The organism is Lysobacter sp. yr284 (assembly GCF_900107375.1).
GTDB lineage: Bacteria > Pseudomonadota > Gammaproteobacteria > Xanthomonadales > Xanthomonadaceae > Lysobacter.
Map to the genome: position 1 here is coordinate 1 of NZ_FNPT01000034.1, position 20090 is coordinate 20090.

17 protein-coding genes are annotated in these 20090 nt (G+C 70.1%); 8 read left to right on the plus strand and 9 right to left on the minus strand.

Features of this window, described 5'->3' with window-relative positions:
• Positions 1-538 precede the first annotated feature (538 nt).
• A complete protein-coding gene (locus tag BLV01_RS24375; protein ID WP_091806427.1) occupies positions 539-1273 on the plus strand; it encodes an ATP-grasp domain-containing protein in 735 nt (244 codons plus the stop codon).
• A gap of 221 nt (positions 1274-1494) precedes the next feature.
• On the opposite strand, the gene BLV01_RS24380 is transcribed toward BLV01_RS24375, so the two are convergent.
• Both BLV01_RS24380 and BLV01_RS24385 read right to left on the minus strand, forming a co-directional pair.
• Complete coding sequence (locus BLV01_RS24380; RefSeq protein ID WP_091806430.1) at positions 1495-4410, minus strand: TonB-dependent receptor plug domain-containing protein; 2916 nt, start codon at positions 4408-4410, stop codon at positions 1495-1497.
• 281 nt (positions 4411-4691) lie between these two features.
• Positions 4692-5489 carry a sulfite exporter TauE/SafE family protein gene (locus BLV01_RS24385; RefSeq protein WP_254782768.1) on the minus strand — a complete coding sequence of 266 codons (798 nt, stop codon included), beginning with the start codon at positions 5487-5489 and terminating at the stop codon, positions 4692-4694.
• 264 nt (positions 5490-5753) lie between these two features.
• Here BLV01_RS24385 and BLV01_RS24390 point away from each other — a divergent pair, with 264 nt between their 5' ends.
• The 5 genes from BLV01_RS24390 (at position 5754) to BLV01_RS24410 (ending at position 10646) form a co-directional block, all read left to right on the plus strand.
• A complete protein-coding gene (locus tag BLV01_RS24390; protein ID WP_091806433.1) occupies positions 5754-7823 on the plus strand; it encodes a lytic transglycosylase domain-containing protein in 2070 nt (689 codons plus the stop codon).
• 10 nt (positions 7824-7833) lie between these two features.
• Complete coding sequence (locus tag BLV01_RS24395) at positions 7834-8241, plus strand: NAD-dependent epimerase/dehydratase family protein (protein WP_091806437.1); 408 nt, start codon at positions 7834-7836, stop codon at positions 8239-8241.
• A 3-nt stretch (positions 8242-8244) separates the two neighbouring features.
• Positions 8245-8736: a Rossmann-fold NAD(P)-binding domain-containing protein gene (locus BLV01_RS24400; protein WP_091806440.1), complete on the plus strand. Its 492-nt coding sequence runs from the start codon at positions 8245-8247 to the stop codon at positions 8734-8736.
• Positions 8737-8883: 147 nt separating this feature from the next.
• Positions 8884-9252: a PH domain-containing protein gene (locus BLV01_RS24405; RefSeq protein WP_091806443.1), complete on the plus strand. Its 369-nt coding sequence runs from the start codon at positions 8884-8886 to the stop codon at positions 9250-9252.
• A 146-nt stretch (positions 9253-9398) separates the two neighbouring features.
• The gene (locus BLV01_RS24410) at positions 9399-10646 is read left to right on the plus strand and encodes a multifunctional CCA addition/repair protein (RefSeq protein ID WP_091806447.1); all 1248 of its coding nucleotides are present in this window, start codon (positions 9399-9401) and stop codon (positions 10644-10646) included.
• Between the two features lie 143 nt (positions 10647-10789).
• Here the strand turns inward: BLV01_RS24410 and BLV01_RS24415 are convergent, their stop codons facing one another.
• The 6 genes from BLV01_RS24415 to BLV01_RS24440 form a co-directional block, all read right to left on the minus strand.
• Entirely contained in the window at positions 10790-11338 is a 549-nt protein-coding gene (locus BLV01_RS24415; protein ID WP_139179182.1) for a hypothetical protein, read from the minus strand.
• Positions 11339-11340: 2 nt separating this feature from the next.
• Positions 11341-11949, minus strand: a complete 609-nt coding sequence (locus BLV01_RS24420) for a lysozyme family protein (RefSeq protein WP_091806453.1) — start codon at positions 11947-11949, stop codon at positions 11341-11343.
• The gene (locus BLV01_RS24425) at positions 11946-12497 is read right to left on the minus strand and encodes a PAAR domain-containing protein (RefSeq protein WP_254782770.1); all 552 of its coding nucleotides are present in this window, start codon (positions 12495-12497) and stop codon (positions 11946-11948) included. The genes BLV01_RS24420 and BLV01_RS24425 overlap by 4 nt, the downstream gene beginning before the upstream one ends.
• A gap of 181 nt (positions 12498-12678) precedes the next feature.
• The gene (locus BLV01_RS24430) at positions 12679-15174 is read right to left on the minus strand and encodes a TonB-dependent receptor plug domain-containing protein (protein WP_217633586.1); all 2496 of its coding nucleotides are present in this window, start codon (positions 15172-15174) and stop codon (positions 12679-12681) included.
• Positions 15175-15528: 354 nt separating this feature from the next.
• Positions 15529-15939 (minus strand): VanZ family protein, encoded by a 411-nt coding sequence (locus BLV01_RS24435; RefSeq protein ID WP_091806462.1) that lies wholly within the window; start codon positions 15937-15939, stop codon positions 15529-15531.
• Positions 15936-17120, minus strand: a complete 1185-nt coding sequence (locus tag BLV01_RS24440) for a class I SAM-dependent methyltransferase (RefSeq protein ID WP_254782771.1) — start codon at positions 17118-17120, stop codon at positions 15936-15938. The genes BLV01_RS24435 and BLV01_RS24440 overlap by 4 nt, the downstream gene beginning before the upstream one ends.
• Before the next feature lie 158 nt (positions 17121-17278).
• On the opposite strand from BLV01_RS24440, the gene BLV01_RS24445 reads away from it, so the two are divergent.
• Both BLV01_RS24445 and BLV01_RS24450 read left to right on the plus strand, forming a co-directional pair.
• The gene (locus BLV01_RS24445; protein ID WP_091806468.1) at positions 17279-18133 is read left to right on the plus strand and encodes a DUF3592 domain-containing protein; all 855 of its coding nucleotides are present in this window, start codon (positions 17279-17281) and stop codon (positions 18131-18133) included.
• 207 nt (positions 18134-18340) lie between these two features.
• Complete coding sequence (locus BLV01_RS24450; protein WP_091806471.1) at positions 18341-19138, plus strand: DUF3592 domain-containing protein; 798 nt, start codon at positions 18341-18343, stop codon at positions 19136-19138.
• A 31-nt stretch (positions 19139-19169) separates the two neighbouring features.
• Here BLV01_RS24450 and BLV01_RS24455 read toward each other — a convergent pair whose 3' ends face one another.
• On the minus strand, positions 19170-19991 hold the full coding sequence (locus BLV01_RS24455; protein ID WP_091806474.1) for a DUF6159 family protein: 822 nt from the start codon (positions 19989-19991) through the stop codon (positions 19170-19172).
• Between the last annotated feature and the right edge of the window lie 99 nt (positions 19992-20090).

The window sequence follows — 20090 nt, forward strand, 5'->3', positions numbered from 1 at the left end:
GGTGACGACAAGCGGCAATCAAGAGCTTTCGTCCGCAAGCGGCCGAGTTACTTTCTTTTGGCAGCGCGCCAAAAGAAAGTAACCAAAGAAAAACGCTTGTTTAAGATCACAAGCCACTAGGTCCAGCACCGGGCGCGGGGCCGCGCCATAAGGGGCATCCTGCCCCATGGCGCGCGCGCATCCATGCGCGCGCCCTCCGGGGCTGCGAGGCGAATGCTCCGCGTGACGTTACGTCCGAGCGAACGGCAACAACAACGCCGAAACAAAAGCAAAGACCAGGGCCGGGGCGCAATGGATTCCAGCTTTCGCTGGAACGACGATCCGGGAGATTCGCGGTTTCGAAAACGCGCGACGACGCCGCGTCGCTACAGTTGGCCCGCGTCGAACCACAGCCCGGAAAAGTCCCCGGCACCGAAAGCGCGGCAAAGCGCGCAGCGCTCCCGCGCCGCCCATCCCCCGACCGACGCCACACCGCGCCGTTGACGAAGCGCCGCCTTTCCCCGACGCTGCGCCGGCGTTTCCCACCGCAGCCACGCCGATGCCCACGCTGATCCTCACGCCCCGCCACACCGACGACGCCCAGGCCCTGTGGAAGGCCGCCTCGCGCCAGGGCTGGTCGATCGAACGCCTGCCCGGCTGGCGCGTGCCCGAACGCCTGCGCGACCTGGACGCAGCGGTGTTCTACGGCGAAGCGCTGTTCGCGCCGCAGATCGGCGAGGCGCTCGGCCTGCGCCTGGACAATCCGCCCGAGGATTGGCTGCCGACGCTGCCGCCGGAATACCGCTTGCGCGAGATCGGCTTGAGTACGCTGGGCGCGCAGCGTGCGCGTACGGCGCCGGCCTTCGTCAAGCCGCCCAACGACAAGAGCTTTCCGGCCCGCGTCTATATCGGCGCCGAGTTGCCGCAGGGCTACGACGACGACATGCCGGTGCTGGTGGCCGAAGTAGTGCGCTGGCGCTGCGAACTGCGCTGCTTCGTGCTCGACCGCCGGCTGCGCACCTGGTCGCTGTACTCGCGCGACGGCGAACTGGCGCGCGACAGCGGCTTCGCCAGCAGCGACGAAGAGGATGCGCAGGCGACCGCGTTCCTGCAGCGCATGCTCGACGACCCGCGCGTGGCCTTGCCGCGCGCGTGCGTGGTCGACGTCGGCTATATCGAGGATCGCGGCTGGGCCTGCGTCGAGCAGAACGCCGCCTGGGGCGCGGGGCTGTATGCCTGCGATGCGGATCGGGCGCTGGAGGTGATCCGGCATGCGTCGGTGCGCGGGCGATAGCCGGGTTCGCCGCGGTTGCATTGCCGCGGTCGCAGCTTGCACAGCGCCTACAGGGGCGGCGGCCGGTCTCGTTCCCCGACTGTAGGCGCTGCGCAAGCCGCAGCCGGGAAAACGCGACGACGCCGAACCGCGCATCGACGCCGCGCTTCCAGCCCCCCAACGAAAACGGCCGGCGCCTCGCAGCGCCGGCCGTTGCGTTTCGTCGACGCTTTATCCCAGGATCAGAACCGCAGATCCGCGCGCACGTAGAAGAAACGCCCGCCCGGTATGTCGTAGGTGGACGCGTCGTAGCCGTTGAGCGAGCACGACAGGCACACCGGCGGGTCCTTGTCGAACAGGTTGTTGACGCCGCCGGTGACCTGCAGGCCCTTCAGCAGTTCGAAGTGATAGCCCAGCTGGAGGTCGTGGTAGGTGATCGCCGACAGCTTGTTCGCGCCGGTCACGGCGTTGTCGCAGTACGGCGACTCCAGCGCCGAGGCCTGGCAGGTCTCGGTCAGCTCGGAGGTGTGGCGCACCGTCCACGAACCGGTCCAGGCGTTGCGCTTCCACGACAGCACCGCGTTGGAGCTCCACTCCGGGATCGCGCTGTCGTTGACTTCCACGCCCGGCCTGCGCGGTTGCCGCTGGCCGGCGGCGCCGACCGCCTCGTACTCGGTCACCCAGGTGTTCTGCCAGGCCAGCTTGAACTGGCCGAACGAGGTCTCCGGCAGGGTCCAGAAGAAGTCCATGTCCCAGCCGGAGGTCTTGATCGAACCCAGGTTGGTCAGCTTGTTCTCGAAGCTGGAGATGCCGCCGACGCTGGAACGGGTGATGCCGTTGCAGTACAGCGGGTCGAGCGTCTGCACGCACAGGTTGAGCTGGGTCTGTGCGTCGATCGCCTGCACCGCGCCTTCCAGCGAGTGGCGGTAGTAGGTGACTTCGAAGTCGAACTTGTCCGACCACGCCGAGTCCGCGGCCCAGGCCGGGCTGTAGACGAAGCCGGCGGTGAAGCTGCGCGCGGTTTCCGGCTCCAGCTCCGAGTTGCCGCCGGTCTGCACCGAGATCTGGCTGTTGGCCTGGGCGGCGCCGGCCGGCACGCCGAGCGCGGCGCAGTTGGCGCGGTTGCCGGTCGGCGGCGAACCGGTGATCGAGATCAGGCAGGGATCGCTGAGCTGCAGGTCGGCGCGGCTGGCCGAGCCGTACAGTTCGCCGATCGACGGCGCGCGGAAGCCTTCGGCGTAGGTGGTGCGCAGCAGGAACTCGTCGGCGACCTGCCAGCGCAGGCCGTACTTGGGCGTGAACTGGCCGCCGAAGGTCGAGTAGTCCGAATAGCGGCCGGCCAGGCTCAGGTCCAGGCTCTTGCCGAACGAACCTTCCTTGATCAGCGGCAGGTTCAACTCGACGTAGGCTTCGTTGACGTCGTAGGTGCCGCGGGTCGGCAGCGACTGGGTGCCGTTGTAGTAGCCGGCCACGGTGATCGGGTCGGGCGAATACGAGCCTTCGTACTTGCGGTACTCGTAGCCGGCCGCGAACGACAGCGGGCCCGCCCACAGGTTGAACAGGTCGCCGGAGAAGTTCGCGGTGAAGGTCTTGAGCTTCTGTTCGCTGCGGTCGCGGATGACCGGGCTGATCCAGCTGAGCATCTGCGGGGTGATCGTGCCGGGGCCGCCGAACAGGTTCAGCGGCACGCAGCCCGGGGTCGCGGCGCACACCGCCGGATCGCCGAGGGCGATGTTGATGTTGCGGATGTTGTAGCTGCCGCGGTTGGTCTGGTCGGCCTTGTTGCGGCTGTAGGCGGCGTTGACGTCCCAGAAGAAGGTGCGGTCGCCCGCGTCGAAGCTGCCTTCCAGGCCGCCGGCCACGTACTGGGTGTCGACCTGCTGCTCGAAGATGCGCGGGCCGCCCTCGACCGGACGCCGCGCGAGCGTGATCAGGTTCGGGTTGGCGCCCTCGGAGGTCAGGTCGATGCCGAAGGGGTTGTACGGGTTCAGGCGCGAGATGGTGATGCGCTCGGACCACGGATTGCCGGTGCCGGCGTCCAGGCCGAGGAAGATCGGCTCCGGCGCGGCCTGGTTGACCGACTCGCGGCGGTTGTACAAGGCCTTCAGGTAACCCTGCACGTTGTCGCTGAAGTGGTAGCGGAACTGGCCGAACGCGCCGGTGCGCTTGGACGGCGTCAGCAGCATGTTCTCGGCGGCGAAGTTGTAGCGGTTGGCGCCGCCGAACGGGATGAAGTCCTGCGGGAAGCGCACGCCGTTGGGGAAGCTGGAGCCGTTCGGCGTGGTGATGTTGCACATGTTCACCGGCGGCGTGGACGGATCGTCGTCGCTGTCGACCGCCGGGCAACGCGGATCGGTGAAGATGAAGCGGCCGTTCGGCGTGGCCGAGCTGCCGGTCTCCACGCCCAGGCCCGGCACCGGCACGCGCGAGACCTTGCGGTCGCGCGAGAACACCGGATCCTGGTCGACGTAGCTCAGGCCCAGGAACAGGTTGGCGCGGTCGGTGTTGTAGCCCCAGGCCAGGTCGACGCCCTGCAGCTCGCCGTCGCCCTTGCCGTACTGGCCGTAGTTGAGGCTGATCTGGCCGCCTTCGAAGTTGCGGCGGGTGATGATGTTGACCACGCCGGCGATGGCGTCGGAGCCGTACAGCGAGGACGCGCCGTCCTCGAGCACTTCGATGCGCTCGACGATGGCCAGCGGGATGGTGTTGAGGTCGGTCGCCGCGCCCACGCCCGAGGCCGAGGATTCGTTGACCCAACGCATGCCGTCGACGAGGACCAGCACGCGCTTGGGCCCGAGGTGGCGCAGGTCGACCTGGGCCGAACCCGCGCCGATGCCGTCGCCGTTGGGCGAGAAGCCGAAGTTGCCGGAAGAGTTGAACTTGGTGTTGAGCGCGGAGCCGGCGCCGGTGAGTTCCTGCACGATGTCGCCGAGCGAGGTCAGGCCGGTACGTTCGATGTCGTCGCGATTGAGGGTCTGGACCGGAACCTGGCTTTCGATCTCGGCCTTCTTGATGCGGGTGCCGGTGACCTGGACCGAATCGAGCGTGGTGGGGTCCTTGCGGGGGGCGGCGTCCTGCGCGGCGGCGACGCCGGGCAACGCGACCAGCAGGGACAATTGGATGGCTTTCGCCAGGACATGGCGACGCGACGGCTTCATCTACTCTCTCCCTCGTAATTGGCTTGGCTAGCTCTGTTGGCTATTGGCGTGCCGGCCGGACCGTGCCGGAGGCATCCGAGAGGTTGTAAACAATCCGTGAATCCGCCACAAGGCGCAAAATGGGAGTACTTGCCAAACCGGTCGCAGTTTTGTTCGGCCTGTCGCGAGGCCTCGGACAAACACCGGATGCGGCATACCCTCGCCGCCCATTCAGGCCGCGCGCCGGACGCTTGCGAGGGGTCGCGGCGCGATGCCGCGGAAACGTGATGGGCTTTGCGGATTCAACCGCCGAGCAGCAAGCTCAGCGCGACCAGGATCAGGAACGTCGCGAACACCCGCTTCAAAGTGTCGCCATGCAGGCGATGCGCCAAACGCGTGCCATACGGAGCCGCGAACACCGAGGCGAGGGCCACGCCGATCGCCGCCGGCAGGTAGACATAGCCGATCGCATAGTGCGGCAGCGCGCCCGGCGGCGCATTGAAGGCATAGCCGACCGCGCTGGCGAGGCCGATCGCCACGCCGCAGGCCGAGGACGTGCCGACCGCGCGCACCGGCGCCACCCCGCGCCAGACCAGCAGCGGCACGGTCATGCTGCCGCCGCCGATGCCGACCACCGCCGAGACCGCGCCGATGCCCACGCCCGCGCCCGACATCGCCGCGCCCTGCGGCGCCGGGGCGTCTTCGCCGAGGGTCGCGCGCGGCTTGCCGAACAACAGCTGCGCGGCGGCGATGAGGCAGTAGCCGGCGACGATCCAGCGCAGCCATTCGCCGTCGATGCGCACCGCGACCCAACTGCCGAGCCAGCCGCCGAGGATCAGCCCAGGCACCATCCAGCGCACCGTCGGCCACAGCACGCTGCCGCGCTTGGCATGGGCGCGCGCCGACGCGGTCGCGGTGAGCACGATGCTGGCCAGCGAACTGGCCAGCGCGGTGTGCATGGCCGCTTCCTGCGGAATGCCGAAGGCCGGCGCGATCCACGCCAGCGCCGCCACCAGCACCAGCCCGCCGCCGACGCCGAGCAAACCGGCGAGCACGCCGGCGATGGCGCCCAGGACGAGGAAGACCAGCCAGATCGCCATGCGCGGTGTCTCCGATGCGAGGGCTCGATTCTGCACGCCCGTTCGCGCGCTGGAAACCCAATCGCTGCGACTGCAGGAGCGACGCGAGTCGCGACTGCGACACCGCAACCGCGTCGAAACCTGCGTGGTAGCTGCGTTGGCGCAGTCGCGACTCACGTCGCTCCTACATCGGCAACCACCGCCGCCGCGACCGCGTTCGCGCTTCGCTCTCGTCCACGCGGCGTTCACATAAGACATTCATGCGCGCTCGGCTATAGTCCGGCGATGCTCCCGCGCCCCTTCCCCCTGCTCGCGGCCGCGCTCCTCGCGGCCATCGCCACCACCGCCTGCGCCCAGACCACGGCCTCCACGCCGGCGCAGCCCGCGGCCAAGCCGCCGTCGCTGCGCGCGCCGCCGGCGCCGACCGCCGACGCCCAGTTGCCGCGCGTGCGCGCCGCGCTGGACGCGGCCGAACGCGGCGGCTTCGATGCCGGCCAATACGCCGACATCGCCCGCCATCCGCTCTACGGCTGGGTCGAGTACGCCGCGCTCCGCCGCAACATCGACAGCCTCGACAACGGCCAGGCCCAGGACTTCCTCGCCCGCCGCGGCAACGAAGCCTCGGGCGAGGCGTTCCGCGAGATCTGGCTGGCCGCGACCGCGCGCCGCCAGGACTGGAACGCCTTCCTCGCCGCGTGGACGCCGCTCAACCGCAGCGGCAAGGAGCGCGGCGCGCAACTGCGCTGCGCCGAATTGAGCGCGCGCCAGGCGCTGGGCCGCGCCGACGCGCAATGGACCCGCGACGCGCAAGCGATCTGGCGCAGCAGCGGCAAGTCGCTGCCCGACGCCTGCGACGCGCCGTTCGCGGTGCTGGCCACGCAAGGCGGGCTGAGCCCGGAACTGCGCTGGGAACGCATCGAGGCTGCCGCCGCCGAATGGCAGCCGGCGGTGATGCGCGCGGCGGCGCGCGGATTGCCGGCGGATCAGTTGGCGCAGGCGAACGACTACGCGGCGTTCCTGGACAACGTCAACGAACGCGCGCTGGCCTGGCCCAAGACCGATCGCAGCCGCAAGATCGCCAGCTACGGCCTGGCCAAGCTGGCCAAGGCGCAGCCGGCCAGCGCCGAAGCGCAACTGCCCAAGTACGCCGGCGCGCTGAACTTCAGCGACGAAGACCGCGGCCGCGTGCTGTACCAGGCGGCGCTGTGGTCGGTGGCGTCCTACGACGCCGAATCCGCGCGCCGGCTCAACGCCGTGCCCGAGGTCGCCTATGACGAACGCCTGCACGAGTGGCGCGCGCGCGAGGCGATGGCGCGCTCGGACTGGAACGCGGCGCTGGCGGCGATCCGCAAGATGGGCGCCAAGCAGCGCAGCGAATCGCGCTGGGAGTATTTCGAAGCGCGCCTGTCCGAGCGCGCCGGCGACAAGGCCGCCGCGACCCGGCTGTACCGCGAGGCGGCCAAGAACGCCGACTTCCACGGCTTCCTGTCCGCCGACCGGCTCGGCGCGCCGTATACGCTGTGCCCGCTGCAGCCGGCCGACGCGCCGGCCGCGCGCGCGCAGGTCGCGCGCGATCCGGCGCTGGTGCGGGCGATGGGCCTGTTCCAGATCGAACGCACACCGTGGGCGATCCGCGAGTGGGACGACGCGCTGGGCCGCTTCGACGACACCCAGCGGCGCCTGGCGATCGAGGTCGCGCAGGGCTACAACTGGTTCGACCGCGCGGTGTTCTCGCTCAACAAGACGCCGCAGGAACAGCGCCTGTACTACCTGCGCTTCCCGCTCCACCACGCCGAGACGATCCGGCGCGAATCGGCCAAGAACGGGCTCGACCCGGCCTGGGTCGCGGCCGAGATCCGCGCCGAGAGCGTGTTCAACCCGACCGCGCGCTCCGGCGCCAACGCCATGGGCCTGATGCAGGTGCTGCCGGGCACCGGCGCGCAGGTGGCCAAGAGCCTGGGCCTGCCGTGGGGCGGCGCGGCGAGCCTGTACGACTCCGACACCAACATCGTCCTGGGCACCGCCTACCTGCGCCAGCTGCACGACAAGTACGGCGGCCAGCCGTACTTCGCCATGGCCGGCTACAACGCCGGCCCGGCGCCGCTGGCGCGCTGGCAGTCGCAGCGGCCGGGGATGGAGCCGGACTTCTGGATCGAGACCATCAGCTACAAGGAAACCCGCGAGTACGTCGCCCGCGTGCTCGCCTTCAGCGTGCTCTACGACTGGCGCATGAACGGCGACGCGCTCAGCGTCAGCGACCGCCTGCGCGGCGCGACCCAGGCCAAGCGCAAGTCCTTCGCCTGTCCGGCCGCCGCCGCGACGGCCAGCGCGCCGCTGCCGGCGGAAACCGAGTAAGGGCTCCGCCGTGGCGCGTTCCCACGTCCTGGTCCTGGGCGGCACCGGCTTCGTCGGCCGCCATCTGGTCGCACACCTGCTGGGCGAGCGCCATCGCGTCACCGTGCTCAGCCGCGGCGTCGATCCGTCGAAGAAAAAGAAGCTCAGCCGCGACGCCAGCATCATCGAAGGCGACGTGGCCAACCCGGATTTCCTGCGCGCGGTGCTCGACGACGTCGACGCGGTGGTCAACCTGGTCGGCATCCTCAACGAACAAGGCGACAGCGGGCGCGGTTTCGAGCACGTCTACGTCGAACTGCTGGAAGCGCTGATCGAGGCCATGCGCGCGATGGGCGTGCGCCGGCTGCTGCAGATGAGCGCGCTCAACGCCGGCACCGGCCACAGCCATTACCTGGAAGCGCGCGGCCGCGCCGAGTAGAAGGTGCGCGCCTCCAAGCTCGACTGGACCTTGTTCCGGCCCTCGGTGATCGCCGGCCCCGGCGACGGCCTGTTCTGCCGCTTCGACGCGCTGCTGCGCTACCTGCCGGCGCTGCCGATCGGCCGCGCCAGCGCGCGCTTCCAGCCGGTGTGGGTCGGCGATGTGACCCAGGCCTTCGTCAACGTCCTGGCCGACGACGCACACGTGCAGCGCAGCTACAACCTGGTCGGCCCGCAGGTGATGACCCTGGCCGAGATCGTGCGCGCCGGCGCGCGCGGCCGCGGCCGCTGGCGCGCGGTGCTGCCGCTGCCCGAAGCGCTGGGCAAGCTGCAGGCCGAGATCGGCGAGCGCCTGCCGGGCAAGCCGATCAGCCGCGACAACTGGCGCTCGCTGCAGACCGACTCGACCAGCGTGGAGAACGGATTGCTCAAGCTCGGCGTCGAGCCGACGCCGGTCGTTCCCCGCCTGTCGGAAATCTTCGGCACCTCCCTGTAGGCGCGGCGCAAGCCGCGACCGCGGCAACGCAACCACGGCGCAGATTCCGGCGCGGTTGCATTGCCGCGGTCGCGGCTCGCGCCGCGCCTACAGGGGTTGCCCCACTGCGCTAGGATGCCCGGCACACATTCGCGAAAGGAACGCGCCATGGGCCTGCTCGACACCCTGCTCGGCCACGCCGGCACCAAGTCCGCCGACAAGGTCAACGACGACTTCGCCCCGCTGCTCGCGCCCGGCGAGAGCGTCGTGCGCGCCTTCGGCGAGATCCGCGACCTGATCGTGTTCACCGACCGCCGCCTGATCCTGGTCGACAAGCAGGGCGTGACCGGGCGCAAGACCGAGTTCCTGAGCCTGCCCTACCGCAGCATCGTCATGTTCTCGCTGGAGACCGCGGGCCATTTCGACCTGGAAGCCGAACTGCGGCTGTGGGTGTCGGGCCAGCCCAATCCGATCGTGCGCCGCCTCGGCCGCAACGCCGGCGCGGAAGACATCATCGGGCTGCTGGCGCCGCACTGACCGGCGCGGGTCCGCGGTTCGCGAAGGCGGAGCCATCGCCCGAGGCGATGCGCGAGACCAACGCATCCGTCGCCCGACCGCTCTCCCGCTGCACGCAACCGCACCGTTGCGTTCGCTATCCCCCGATCCCCATTGCCGAATTCCCCATGAAGACCTATCTCGTCGGCGGCGCGGTCCGCGACAGCCTGCTCGGCCTGCCGGCGGGCGATCGCGACTACGTCGTCGTCGGCGCAACCCCCGAAGCGATGCTCGCCGCCGGTTTCAAGGCCGTCGGCAAGGACTTCCCGGTGTTCCTGCACCCCGACACCGGCGAGGAATACGCGCTGGCGCGCACCGAGCGCAAGTCCGGCCGCGGCTACCGCGGCTTCGTCGTCGACGCCGACCCGTCGGTGAGCCTGGTGGACGACCTGGGCCGGCGCGACTTCACCATCAACGCCATCGCCCGCGACGAAAGCGACGGCCGCCTGGTCGATCCCTACGGCGGCGTCGGCGACCTCGAAGCCAAAGTGCTGCGCCACGTCGGCGAGGCCTTCGTCGAGGACCCGCTGCGGGTGCTGCGCGCGGCGCGCTTCATGGCCCGCTTCGCCGCGCACGGTTTCAGCGTCGCGCCGGAAACGATGGCGCTGATGCGGCGCATGGCCGAATCCGGCGAACTCACCGACCTCGTGCCCGAGCGTGTGTGGCAGGAAACCCGCCGCGCGCTGGCGAGCGCCGCGCCGTCGGCGTTCCTGCGCACCCTGCACGAGGCCGGCGCGCTCGCCGTCGTGCTGGCGGAAGTCGAAGCGCTGTACGGCGTGCCGCAGCGGCCCGAATACCATCCCGAAGTCGACACCGGCATCCACACCGAGATGGTCGTGGACATGGCCGCGCGGCTCGCCCCCGCCGACGACCTGATCGGCTTCGCCGCGCTGACCCACGACCTGGGCAAGGCGCGCACCCCGGCCGACCTGCTGCCGCGCCATCACAACCACGAACACAACGGCCTGGAACCGCTCGCCGACCTGTGCGCGCGGCTCAAGGTGCCGACCGAACACCGCCTGCTGGCCGAGGCGGTGTGCCGCGAACATCTCAACGTCCACCGCCTGGCCGAGATGCGCCCGCGCAGCGTGTACGAACTGATCGCGCGCTGCGACGGCTGGCGCAACCCCAAGCGCATCGAGCAGATGGCGCTGGTGTGCGAGGCCGACAAGCGCGGCCGATTGGGATTGGAAGACAGCGACTACCCCTCGCGGCAGGCATTGCTCGATGCGCTGCACGCCGGCCTGAACGTGCGCGCGGGCAATCTGAGCCCGGGCCTCAGCGGCCCGGCGGTCGGCGAAGCGCTGCGGCGGGCGCGGATCGAGGCGATCGCCACGGTGCGGCGCGAGGGCGCGCAGGATTCGTCTTCAGCCTGAACGTCCATCGCGACCGCATTCGCGGCGCGCGTCGGACTATGCGCCCGGTCGTTGTCGCGGCGGCGGACCGACCGAGCCCGGCATGCGCGCCGACAGATCGGCAAAGGCCGAGCTCACGCAGCCCAACGCGCCGGCGAACGCCATCATCGATCCAGCGCGATCACTGTGTAACCGGCGGTGGCGGGCAGTTCGTCCGTCGCTTCGCTTTCCTCATCCTGCCCCTTGCCAGCGGCATACCGATAGACCACATAGCGGGCGTCGGTTTCGCCGCGACCGCCGGTCGGAATCACCACCAGGCTGCCCCGCTCGCCCAGATAGATCCGGGACGGCAGCGCGCGTTCGGCGAAATCGATGCGCTCGAACGCCGCGGTAGCCGGGTTGTAGCTCAGCACGACGCCGTGCGGATAACCGGCGCCGAATTCGCCGAACAGCAGCATCGCGCGCCGCTTGCGGCCTACGCAGCTCAACCGCGCGTCCAGCCCGCGCGAGTGCTCGATGTCGCGGATCGCCGGCTGTACGGGCTTGCCGCCGTAGCGCAGGTAGTAGGTCGCCGCGCCAGACTCGGCATCCTGCGCGGTTACCACGACCGCGCGTTTGTCCCTGGCGTTGCCCAGCTCGCACGAAAACGGCGCCCCGCCCGCGTGCGCCGCGGCCGACAGCAGAAGCAGCGCAACCATCGGGAAGGTTCTCATCGTTATTTCTTCTTCGCTTTCGCGACCATATCCAACAGCACCTGCATCGACTCGGGATTCTTCTTCAGCAACGCGGCCGCGTCCGAGATCTTTTTGTAATAGACCCCGTTGTCCTTGTCGCGATACTCCTTGTACGCCTCGGCGATGGGATCGGCAGCCTTCTTCTTTTTCTGCACGTTTATCAGCATCTGCAGATATTCGGTTCCCATCGCGATATTCGTCCCCTCATCGACCATCGCGCTGCTGGCGTGGAACGTGTCGGCCCGCTTGTACAGTTCCTTCTCCGGAGTGCGCTGGGCCTTCGGCAACGCCAGATCGCGCACCCGATAGATTTCGCGCACGGAGATCTTCAGCAACTGCATCAGGCCTTTCGCGGAGCTTCCGGCCTCATTGATCGGATCCCGCGCGAAGCGCGACTCCATGTAGATCTGGCAGATGATGACATCGTCGTCCACATCCGACTTGTTGTGGGCCACGACCAGTTTGCGTATCTCGCGCAAACGCGCCGCCGGATCGACCGCGACCTTGACCGGCGCGGTCTGCGCCTTGGGCGTCAGCTTCGCGCCCTGGGCCTTGAGGATGATGGCCTTCTTGAATTTCGGATAGGTCACGACCAGTCGTCCCAGTTGGCGTCCAGGCTCGGCGGCTCCGGCTCCAACACGCTCAGCGTGGCCAGTTCCGCCTCTTGGCTGCTGATCTTGCGCGTTTTCCCTTCCGCGTCGGTCCGGCCCTCGATCTTCTTCCCCGAGGGCAGCTCGATCAGGTAGGGCCAGTCCTTGAGCGGCTCGCCGCCGGCTTCTTCGACGAGCAGGAAATGCTGATCGTAGTCGTGCCCGGCGGCTTCCTGTTCGTCCCCCGGGGCCGCTGCGGCTGCGGCTTCAGCAGCGGCCGCAGACGCCGCAGCGCCCGCCCCGCCGCTGGCGATATGCACATGCGCCTGCTGCACCGCCACCAGGCTGCACGTGCACGCCAGGCCGTCGCCATGCCGGGCGACCGGCTGGCCGTCGACGATCATGGTGGAGTCGCCGCTGACGATCACGGTCGGGCCGTGGCGCAGGCACACGACGCTGTCGCCGATGCGGGCGACCGGTTTTCCGTCGATATCGGTGAAAGGCGATCCGGACACGACGCTGCCGCCGCCGGTGGTGGTGTCGCCCACCACGATCCATATCCTGCCCATGACAGTCCTTGTCGCTACGCTGGTAGGCCAGTCTTCTCCCGACCGGCAGCGGCGTCAAGCCGGGGCCGTCCCGGTTCGGCCGACGGTTGCGGCCGCCGACCGCGCCGCGAACGCCGCCCGGCCTAGGCTGGGCGGCGTTTCGCACGTCGTGCTGAGACGTTTAGAAGCGGTAGTCCAGGCGCGCGTAATAGCTGCCGCCGTTCATGCCGAACGGCAGGGTTTCCCAGCCGTACTTGAAGCCCATTTCGGGGAACGGCGCGCCGCGGACCCGATCCCACTTGTCCGGGTAGGTGTCGAACAGGTTGTTGCCGCCCACGGTCAGCGCCAGCTGCTCGCTGAACCGGTAGCGCACCGACAGGTCGGCCAGCCACTTGCCGCTCCAGGTCTGCTTGATGCCGGGGGTGAAGCCTTCGCCGGTGACCGGGCCGTAGTAGTTGGCGCGCGCGGTCAGTTCCCACGGGCCGGTCTCGTACACGCCCTGCAGCACGTGGTGCTGGCGCGGCTGGCCCTTCTCGATCAGGGTCACCTGGGTGTCGTCGAACAGCACGCTCGGCGGCAGGATCGCCGACTGCGAGCGGCGGTCCTTGACCTCGGTCTTGTTGAAGTGCACCAGCGCGGTCAGGTTGAGCTTGGCGCCGCTGGCGAACTCGGTGTTGTGGTTGGCGACCAGGTCCACGCCGGTGGTGCGGGTGTCGATGGCGTTGGTGAAGAACAACACCTGGCCGACGCCGATCGGGTCGAGGATCGCGCGGATCGGGCAGTTGCCGTTGCCCGGCGCGCACGGCTGGCCGTTGCTGCCGACCGATTCGGGCTGGATGTTGCTGGAGAAGATGATGCGGTCGTCGATGTCGATGCGGAACACGTCCATCGTCAGCGAGAAGCGCTCGCTGGGCTTGAGCACGAAGCCGACCGAGCCGCTCTTGGAGGTTTCCTCCTTCAGCGGCTCGATCCCGAACGCGCGCGTCACCGCGCTGTCCTGGCGCGCGGTCAGGGTGTCGGTGAGTTCGCCGGCGGCGTTGAGGTTGGTCGAGCGCTGGCTGTAGAACAGCTGCTGCACGCCCGGCGCGCGGAAGCCTGTGGAGACCGTGCCGCGCAGCGCGAACTGCTCGCTGGCGTCGAAGCGCGCCGACAGCTTGCCGGTGGTGGTCTGGCCGAAGTCGGAATAGTCCTCGTAGCGCACCGCGGCGCCGAGCAGGAAGCGGTCGCTGAGGTTGGTTTCCAGGTCGAGGTAGGCGGCGTAGTTGTGGCGGCCGTCGTCGACCGCCTCGTTCGGCGAGAAGCCCGGGAAGCCCTGCATGCCCGGCTGCGCGGTCTCGCCGGCCTGGCCGACGATGTTGATCGCGCGGTTGTTGGTGCGGCCGTAGGTGTAGGTCACCGGCGCGCCGGCGCGGATCTGGTACTCGTCCTTGCGGTATTCCACGCCGGTGCCCAGGTACAGCGGGCGGTCGTTGAAGCCCTTGAGCGTGCCGCGGAAATCCAGGTTGAACGTGGTCTGGTCGAACTGCAGCGTGCCGGTGTCGGCGCTGGTCGGCGACTCGGCGTAGATGCCGCCGCCGGGCTTGGGCTCGTACCACCAGCTGACGTTGACCGAATCGGCTTCCTCGAAGCCGAACTTGCTGCGGCCGCGGTTGACCGACACGTCCCAGTCCCAGTTGTCGTTGATCGGCGCCTTGTAGCCGACCGCGAGCGAGGTGTCGTCGACCTTGGTGCGGATGTTGGGCAGGAAGCCGTCTGGGTACAGCGCCGGCACCGTGCGGTTGTCGCCGGGGCTGCGGAAGAAGCCGTAGGAATCGCCCTTGCGCTTGGACAGGCCGCCGAACCAGTACAGCTCGCCGCGGCCGACCGGCAGGCCGCCGTTGAACCAGAAATACGCGTCGGTGGCGTCGGCGTCGCCCAGGCGCTGGGTCACCCGCGGCGGGCTCACGCGCAGGCTGTCCGGGCCGGCGCGGTTGGTCGCGCTGCGGTCGCGGTATTCGAACGACATATTGAGGAAGCCGTCCTCGCCGAGCTTGACCCCGGTGTTGACCGAGGCCGAGTAGTTCTCGCCGTCGCCGGCGTAGTTCTGGCCGGCCTGCAGCGACAGCTGGGTTTCGCTGGTCTGCTTCTTCAAGATGATGTTGATCACGCCGGAGATCGCGTCCGAGCCGTACTGCGCGGCGGCGCCGTCGCGCAGCACTTCGATGCGCTCGATCGCCGACAGCGGGATCGCGTTGATGTCGGTGCCGGCCGAACCGCGGCCGATGGTCTGCTGCACGTTGACCAGCGCCTGCTGGTGACGGCGCTTGCCGTTGACCAGCACCAGCACCTGGTCGGGGCCGAGCGAGCGCAGCGTCGCCGGACGCAGGATGTCGGTGCCGTCGCTGACGAAGGTGCGCGAGAAATTGAACGAGGGCTCCAGCATCTGCAGGATCTGGCCCACCTCGGTGGCGCCGGTCGCGGTCAGCTCTTCCTTGCCGATCACGTCCACCGGCGCCGCGGTGTCTTCGGCGGCGCGGCCGCGCGCGCGCGAACCGGTCACCTGCACCGCATCGAGCGTGGTCGCCTCGCGCGCGCCCGACGCGGGCGCTTGCGCAAATGCGGCGGGAACGAAGGCGGTCGCGGCCATGGCGGCGGCTACGGCCAGCGCCAGTCGGTGGCGATGCGGGGTCGAAGACATGAGTCGGTTCCTTGCGAAGGTGACGGGCGCCCGTGGCCCGCGCTGGAGCCTCACGGGTTCTTAACCTTTTCGCAATACGCCGCGTGACTGTGCCGACTTTGCCTTTGTGACGGCTTTCCTGATACGACGAACGGGCTAATGCAGCGTTCAGACCTGAATGCGTTCGGCGTCACCGAATCGCACACGCAACCTCACTCGCGCGTGCCGGGACCGCGAGGCATCGATGCGCGGATGAATTCGATGAAGCGCAGCCAGCGCACGCGAAGTGCGCATGTCGCCTCGGCGTTGCCGCCATCGGCCGCGATGCGCGCGCGACAGTCCCGATGCGCGCCGCGGATGTCGGCGCCCGACGCCTCAGCGCCGCGCCAACTTGCGGTCCAACCGCTGCAGCCACAGCGCGATCGGCGTGCGCGACAGCCACAGCCCGGCCAGCGCGCCCAGGCCGTTGGCCAGGGCATCGGCGGCGTCGCCGCTGCGCGAATCGGTGAGGGTGGCCTGGGCGAACTCCAGCGCGATGCCGAGCGCGATCAATCCCGCCGCGGCCAGCGCCTGCGCGCGCACCCTTGCGAACAGCATGCCGGCGTACAGCGACAGCAGCAGGTAGGCGGTGAAGTGCTCGACTTTGTCGAAGGCATCGAACGGCGCCGGCGGCAGGTCCTGGGCCGGCATCAGGCAAGTCGCGACGACTGCGGCGATCATCGCCAGCCACAGCGCGATCCACAGCGCCGGGCGGCGGAACTCGCGCAGGTTCCCGGCCGCGCTCACAAGCGGTGGCTCAGGTCGCCGACCATGAACGCCACGCCCAGTTCCACGTCCTTCTGCAGGCCCATGACCTGGAAGCGCTCGCCCATCTCGCTGGGCAAGGTCAGCTTCTTCACCTCGTTGAGGCGGCGCTGTTTCTCGACCGGATCGGCGATCGCCTCGATCCGCTTGAGCACGCCGTCCAGGCCGTTGCCGAGCAGGAAGCTGGCTTGCGAGCAGTAACCGGCGAGGTCGAAACCGGCGGCGACGCCGGCTTCGGCCAGCGCGGTGAAATCGACCGACGCGGTGATGTCCTGCAGGCCCGGCCACAGCAACGGCTCGGCGTGCACGCGATGGCGGTAGTAGGCGCGCAAGGTGCCGTCGTCGCGCTCGGGCGCGTAGAACTCGCCGCGCGCATAACCGTAGTCGACGAACAGCAGCGCGCCGCGGCGCAGGCCGCCGGACACGGCTTGGATCCAGTACGGCAGCTGCGGCAGCACTTCGGAGCGGTAGCCGTCGGCGAAGCGCCGCTCCAGCCCGCGCTCGACATGGCTCACCGCGTTGGCGAGGAAACTGTCGGCCGGGCGCAGCTCGCGGGCGAAGCGCTCGCCGTCGCTGGTCACGTGCTCCTCAAGGACTTCGCTGTCGCGGATGCCGAAGCGCGGGGTCGGCAGCGCGTCGATCACCTCGTTGGCGAACACCACCCCGTCCCACTCGTCGCCGAACGGGCCGTCGAGCCATTCCACCAGTTCGAACAGCGGCGAGGCCAGCCGCTGCATCAGCCGTTCGCGCTGGCGCTCGCGCAGCTGCGCGCTGGGTTCGAGGATGGCGTAGCGGTCGGGCAGCGCGTCCAGTTCGAGCAGGCGCTTGAGCGCGACTTCGGCGAACGCGCCGGTGCCGCCGCCGAGTTCGAGCAGGCGCGCCTGCGGGCCGATCTGCTGCAGCGCCGGCGCCAGCGCCTGGGCCGTGCACGCGGCGAAGATCGGCCCCAGTTCCGGCGCGGTGACGAAGTCGCCTTCGCTGCCGAACTTGCTGGCGCCGGCGCTGTAGTAGCCCAGGCCCGGCGCGTACAGCGCCAGCTCCATGAAGCGCGAGAACGCGATCGCGCCGCCGGCGGCGGCGATCTGTTCGTGGATCAGGCGGGACAGGCGCGCGCTGTGGGCGAGCGCGTCGGAATCGGGGAGCGGCAGGTCGAGAGCGGTCACGGGCGCGGCGGGTCGAAGCGGGCGCTCAGGATAAAGCAGCGCGGGTGTGCGGACCCGGGCGGCGCGCTGCGTCGGCGCCTGCCATGCCGCGCGCGGGGCCGTCCGCGCGGCAGCCGGCATAATCGCCGCGACGCCCCGCGCACCGAAGGACCGCCGCCATGAGCACCGTCGATCCCGCCCTCGCCCGGCGCCGCGAACGCCTGCGCGCCGGCCCGCCGCCGCGGCCGGGCTGGCAGCCGTGGTTGCTGCTGGCCGCCTATGCCGGCTGCTGGGCGATGTTCGGCTACGGCCTGGGCGACGCCGCCCACTACCCGGTCGCCACCGGCTACCTGGCGCCGGAACTGCAGCCGCCGAACCAGACCCCGGCGCTGCTGTGGATGCTGTTCGTCGGCGTGTTCGCCGGCATGCTGCTGGGGCTGGGCGCCGACCGCGCGCTGGGCGCGATCCTCGGCGGCGCCGGCGGCGCCGCCGGGGCGTTCGCGATCAACCTCGGCGCGACCGCGCTGGGGCTGTGGCGCGGCGCCGCCGACCGTTGGACCGCGCCGCCGCGGCCGGGCTTCTTCGACGCCGGCGCCACCCTGCCCTGGGGCGTGGGCGGCTGGCTGAGCTGGAACGCGCAGCACTGGGCGCCGGCGCTGCTGGCCGCGCTCGCCGCGCTGCTGGCGGCGGTGGCGCTGACCGCGCGGCGCCGGCAGCGGCGGCGGCAGGAACGCGTCCGCACCACCCTGGCCCAGGGCCAGCGCACGGCGGGCACCATCACCGAGACCGCCGACACCGGCGTGGCGATCGGCCACCAGCCGCACATCCGCGTCGTCGCCCGTTTCAGCGACCACCTCGGCACCGAGCGCTGGGTCAGCAAGACCGGCCCGTTCGACCCGTCCCGGCTGCCGCGCGTGGGCGATCCGGTCCAGGTCTGGTTCCTGCGCGAGGCCCCGGGCGACGAAGACCGGATCGTGATCGGCTTCGGCAGCGAGGAAGACGCCGAGGTCGAGGAACTGCTCGCCCGCCGATGAGCGCAGCGGCTGCCTGAACAGGGAAGGCGCGGCATCGGACCGGCTTCGCGCGATACACGGCTGAACAGCCCAGGACCCGGCTAAAACGTGGTTTACCACTGCAAGCGGGCATGCCAGCCCACGAAAATTTGTGATTTAACGCACACTTTCTTTACTCCTCGAATGCAACATGGCCCCTCGGTTCCCGACCGACAAGGAAGCCATGGCATGAGCAAGCCCGCCCTCGCGAACGCGCACAGCCGCCTGCTGCCGCCCCCGGACCGCTTGCCGCTGCGGCTGTGGCTGCTGAGCGCGGTCTGCGCCGCCGGCTGGACCCTGTGCGGCTACAGCCTGGCCGGCGCGCTGGGCCAGCCGCCGGACGCGATCGCCCCGGGAGCGCCGCTGCAGGCCCTGCTGTGGTCGCTGCTGGCCGGCGGTTTCGGCGGGATCATCTTCGGCGTGTTCGTCAACGCCGGCTTCGGCGCGCGCTTCGGCCTGGCGGTGGCGCTGCAGACCAGCCTGGCGCTGGCCGCGGCCGCGCTCGCCGCCGGCTTCGCCCTCGCCCGCGCCTGGCCCTGGCATCCGCACGCGGCGCTGACCGGCCTGGCCGCCGGCTGGCCGCAATGGCTGTTCGGCGACGCGCCGCGCTCGCTGCCCGCAGGCTCCGCCCTGATCGCAATGCTGCTGGCGCTGGGCGCGCTGGTGTGCCTGCGCCGCTACCGCGAGCGCAGCCGGCGCATCCGCGACCTGCTCGCCCACGGCGTGCGCGTGGCCGGCACCGTGGTCCACACCGAACACGTCGGCACCGAGGTCTACAACCCGTCGCGGGTGCGCGTGGTGGTGCGCTTCAACGACCACGACGGCGCCGAGCGCCGGGTCGCCAAGATCGGCGACTTCGACCCGCACGCCCTGCCGCGCGCCGGCGAACGCGTGCTGGTGTGGTTCTACCCGGACGCCGCCGACGACGCCGGCCGCATCGTGGTCGGTTTCGGCGAACGGCCGCAGCTGTCGCAGGCGCTGGGCTGAGGCCGCGCCGCCCGGTTCCGCCGGCCCGCGCTCACGCCCGGGCTTCGAGCGCCAGGCCCTCGAAGCCCGCCGGCACTTCGCCGTCGGTGGCGTAGCGATACAGCGCCGCCGAGTACACCCCGCCGAGCGCGCTCTGGTACACCGCCAGCCCCAGCAGGGCCAGCACCGTGAGCGCGCCCACCAGCACCGCCAACGCCGGGGACGCCTGGCCCAGCAGCCAGGCCAGGCCGAAGCCGCCCAGCCCCAGCGCCACCATCGCCACGCCGCAGGCCAGGCCGATGCCGGCCATGCCCGCCGCGCTTTCGCCCCAGGTGCGCTTGAACATCGCCACCGAGCGCTTGACCGCGTCGACCGGGCCGACGTCCTCGGCGACCAGCACCGGCACCACCAGGAAGGTGGCCATGGTCCAGGCCGCGCCGAGCGCGCCGCCGATCAGGCGCACGATGATGTTGTTGTCGCGGTCCTTGAGCGCGTTGAGCAGCATGCCGACGGTGGCGGCGATGGCCGCATAGCCGGCGATCGCGCCGATCCGCGCGGTCGCCGCGCGCAGGCCGTCGCGCAGGGTCGGGTCGCCGCCTTCCAGCCGGATCATCGCCGCGCTGACCAGCGCGCAGTTGCAGAACACGATCACGAAGTACTGGCAGAAGTAGAACGCGAACGCATACAGCGCCGCGCCGACGCTGTAGCCGTCCTCGAACACCCCCAGCGCCAGCGCCGGGACCAGGAAGGTGCCCAGCACCAGCAGCACGCAGGCGGCCGAGATCACTGGGAACACCAGCAGCTCGCGGTCGGAATTGAGCACCGACGCGCTGGCCTTGGCCAACCGCCAGCTGCGCTTGATCTTGTCGAACATCGGCCTCTCCCCAGGGCTGGATGACGGCGCATCGTCGGCGCTGCGCGGGCCGCGCGCAAGTGGCGGCGCGCGCGCTGCGCGCGGGGCGACCGTGGCGAA

Coding starts and splice junctions, on each gene's coding strand:
- BLV01_RS24375 (WP_091806427.1), top strand. CDS start 539: ATGCCCACGCTGATCCTCACGCCCCGCCACACCGACGACGCCCAGGCC.
- BLV01_RS24380 (WP_091806430.1), bottom strand. CDS start 4,410: ATGAAGCCGTCGCGTCGCCATGTCCTGGCGAAAGCCATCCAATTGTCC.
- BLV01_RS24385 (WP_254782768.1), bottom strand. CDS start 5,489: ATGGCGATCTGGCTGGTCTTCCTCGTCCTGGGCGCCATCGCCGGCGTG.
- BLV01_RS24390 (WP_091806433.1), top strand. CDS start 5,754: ATGCTCCCGCGCCCCTTCCCCCTGCTCGCGGCCGCGCTCCTCGCGGCC.
- BLV01_RS24405 (WP_091806443.1), top strand. CDS start 8,884: ATGGGCCTGCTCGACACCCTGCTCGGCCACGCCGGCACCAAGTCCGCC.
- BLV01_RS24410 (WP_091806447.1), top strand. CDS start 9,399: ATGAAGACCTATCTCGTCGGCGGCGCGGTCCGCGACAGCCTGCTCGGC.
- BLV01_RS24415 (WP_139179182.1), bottom strand. CDS start 11,338: ATGAGAACCTTCCCGATGGTTGCGCTGCTTCTGCTGTCGGCCGCGGCG.
- BLV01_RS24430 (WP_217633586.1), bottom strand. CDS start 15,174: ATGTCTTCGACCCCGCATCGCCACCGACTGGCGCTGGCCGTAGCCGCC.
- BLV01_RS24445 (WP_091806468.1), top strand. CDS start 17,279: ATGAGCACCGTCGATCCCGCCCTCGCCCGGCGCCGCGAACGCCTGCGC.
- BLV01_RS24450 (WP_091806471.1), top strand. CDS start 18,341: ATGAGCAAGCCCGCCCTCGCGAACGCGCACAGCCGCCTGCTGCCGCCC.
- BLV01_RS24455 (WP_091806474.1), bottom strand. CDS start 19,991: ATGTTCGACAAGATCAAGCGCAGCTGGCGGTTGGCCAAGGCCAGCGCG.